This is a genomic window from Chitinimonas violaceus (genome assembly GCF_052601015.1).
Map to the genome: position 1 here is coordinate 1 of NZ_JBQXDJ010000145.1, position 2,954 is coordinate 2,954.

3 protein-coding genes are annotated in these 2,954 nt (G+C 50.2%); 2 read left to right on the plus strand and 1 reads right to left on the minus strand.

Annotation, left to right across the window (positions count from 1 at the left end; translation table 11 throughout):
• Positions 1 to 376: 376 nt before the first annotated feature.
• Positions 377 to 814 (minus strand): helix-turn-helix domain-containing protein, encoded by a 438-nt coding sequence (locus ACUHMQ_RS20410; RefSeq protein ID WP_445297286.1) that lies wholly within the window; start codon positions 812 to 814, stop codon positions 377 to 379.
• A 243-nt stretch (positions 815 to 1,057) separates the two neighbouring features.
• Here ACUHMQ_RS20410 and ACUHMQ_RS20415 point away from each other — a divergent pair, with 243 nt between their 5' ends.
• Together ACUHMQ_RS20415 and ACUHMQ_RS20420 are read left to right on the plus strand one after the other, a co-directional pair.
• Positions 1,058 to 1,477, plus strand: coding sequence for a hypothetical protein (locus tag ACUHMQ_RS20415; protein ID WP_445297287.1), 420 nt, complete (start codon positions 1,058 to 1,060; stop codon positions 1,475 to 1,477).
• Positions 1,478 to 1,965: 488 nt separating this feature from the next.
• On the plus strand, positions 1,966 to 2,652 hold the full coding sequence (locus ACUHMQ_RS20420) for an outer membrane beta-barrel protein (RefSeq protein ID WP_445297288.1): 687 nt from the start codon (positions 1,966 to 1,968) through the stop codon (positions 2,650 to 2,652).
• The last annotated feature ends 302 nt before the right edge of the window (positions 2,653 to 2,954 follow it).

The following is a 2,954-nucleotide window of genomic DNA, read 5'->3' on the forward strand; positions in this document are numbered from 1 at the left end:
TAACATTTCCATGGTGATCACCCTTTCTCTCCTGCCTAGAAATTAGGCAGGGCAAGTAGAACACCTGGGTCAGTTTTGAATCGGCACTAGCACTTTGGCTGGGTCAGTTTTCGGTCAGCCGCAACAATCTATGGTCACCCTCCTATTTGCAACCATGATTTTTGGGTGGTGTGGTTGGCTTGCATAAATCTATCCGGCGTCCGAGTGGGATATTTCCCCGCGCCACGATGAGAGTAGCAGTTATGGAAACTAGCGATTTCCATCGTCGCCCTGGTGGCGGAAATGTGCACATAAACCCAGAAAATCCGAGTGTCAGGGTTCGCATCACCTGGTAACGCTGCGCTGCTGCCAGGGTCAATTATCCTACCGATATGCACTATTTGCTGCGTCGACCCTTCTGCGGGACGGTACGGTGGCGGTTCAAGGCGGGGTTTAAGCTGTTGGCCAGACCCGTCACTGATTCCAGCACCGCAGGGTTAACGGGGGTGGTCAGGCAAAGGTCTGCCCAAGCATTTACCAGGGGACTGAGTGCTTCCGGGATAGTCAGCGTCACAAAGCCAGGCGGGGCAACAACCGCCTCGTGTGGGTCGGCTAGATCGCCAGGACGCTTTGGCTTTTTTCCATCAATCAGCCAGTCGGAATGCACACCCAGCACCCTAGAGATGCTGGCGATATGCCGCGCCTCGGGATGCATGATGGTGCCGTTCTTCCACATCGTCACCGTACCGGGTGAGATGCCGGCACGACGCGCTACTTCTCCCTGGGAAAACGGGCTTTCGGCTAGGGCTTCTTTGAGTCGTGCTGGGAAGGTCATATTTAGCAGACTAAACGCTAAATAATTTAGTATGATTGCTAATGATGAATTCAGTATGCTAAATTTCAACAGTGCACCCAAAGCCAGTGAGTGATAGACAAAGCGCGCCGTTAAGCGAGGTGTCGCCCCTACCTGCACCGGTGGCGTTTGCGCAGCCGCACTAAATCATCCACCTGCCGATTTTTGAGCGCCCCTGTGTCGCCAAGGGGATCGGCTTGCCTGAAAGCATGAAGGGACTCCCCGATGAAAGATACCGTCTCTGTTCTGGCCGCCATGACCGCACTCGACAATGAGCCGCGTCTCTTGGTCTCATTACGTCGCCTGCTCACGGCCCTGGCCTTGCAGGATTTGACGGCTACGCCGACCTATCACGAGGCGCTGGCCACCTATAGCCACGTCATCAACACCCGCTTTGCCACGGGATTGCCCAGTGTCCTGGATGAGACGCCGCAATGCGACGATGACAACGTGGCGGCCTGCCTGACGGTTACCGACGTCTCGTGTATCGAGGTCGGGCCCGTGACCTTCCTGTCACCCGGTCGGGGGGAGGCCGTTGCCCAGCAGACCCTCACCTTGGTGCGCGTGGTGGGCGAACCCATCCAGATCAACGCGCAGCGGGTGATTGCTGACAGGATCGCCTGGGGCGACGGCATCATGGTTTGAACCGGGGCTCGACCGCCGTCGGGACGAAAAATGCCCTGGTCTACACAGATTTATGGATGTGGGTGCCTGAATTTGTTTGAAAGCCATGTGCGCCGTTTATGAGGAAAATGCGCTGTCTAACCCGAGCGATTGGCAGTCCCTAGTTGGTGCTTTGCTGGCATATTGGCTTCGCTGCAGTCAAAAAACTTACTGCGCTTGCTGGGGGTCTTTGAATACCATATTTTGGATCGACACCAAGAACCGCGACGATAAAAGCGAAAAGCGCCGCGAGAATAAATCACTACATAGCAATATTTGAACGTTAGATCATGATAAGATGAAGCCCTTCAAAGCTACGGCAATATTTAGCTTTGAAAACTAAGTTCTTTTGCTAAGAACATGAAGTTTCTCGTTAGTCAATACAAGAAATCCTAAGTACCTGTGCAGGTGGCATGTTTTTAGCAAAATGTCCACGTAGTGAGTCTAAACACATGCATCTGGAATATGTAATGAAAAAGAAAATCTCGTCATTGGTTATCGCAGCTTCGCTTACAGCTCCCGTTCTTGCTGAAGGGTTTTATGCTGGAGCTGATCTAGGCCGTGCAAATGTCAAAACACCTTCTATTCAAGGTGAAGTGGTTAATGATGAAGTCAATTTGAAGAAAAATTCAACAGCGATGGGAGTTTTCGCTGGTTACCAATTCCATCCGAATATTGCGGTTGAAGTAGGTTATCGAGATTTTGGCAGCGTAAAAGGGAGTGAACCTGTAGAGTTAAATGTTTTTGATATCGCTAAAATAAGCGGTACAAATGTTAATGCACTCCCAGCAGATTTAAAGAGCAATGCTACTTTAAATGCAACATTGAAGGCGAATGCTTTGCATGCCTCTATCTTAGGAATTGTCCCTGTCAGTGATAACTTTAGTCTGTATGGACGACTGGGACTGGCGAGAATTGCCGCTAAATTAAATGGCGGTGTTGATGCTACATTTGCCTCCGATATCGCGAAACTTTCTAAAACTGTTAGCGTATCTGGCACTATGGACAAAACAACAAAAATTAAGCCGATGATTGGTTTGGGTGGGCGTTTTGCTGTTAGCAAAGAATTCGGAGTACGTGCCGAATACACCCACTTTGGTAAAATCGAAGATGTAAAACTTTCAACTTTAATGGTTGGTGCTGACTACCGTTTCTAAGTACTATATAAAGGTTCCCTCTGACCCATAAGTTGTTATGTTAATCTAACAACTTTCCAGTGGAATATAGTTGCGATATTAAAACCTCACGGGCTAATGCTTGTGGGGTTTTTTGTGCTTAGTTAACGGATAATCTGTCTTGGACTTGTGACAATAACTGTACGCAGTTATTGGCTGACGCCCTCAACGACGCGCTACCGCCAGCCGAAACCCCGCAAATCGACGACGATTACCCCGATGAAGGGCCGCCAACATGGTGGAACCCCGAGGAAGACCCCGGTTTAGACGCACCGCCGCCCTTT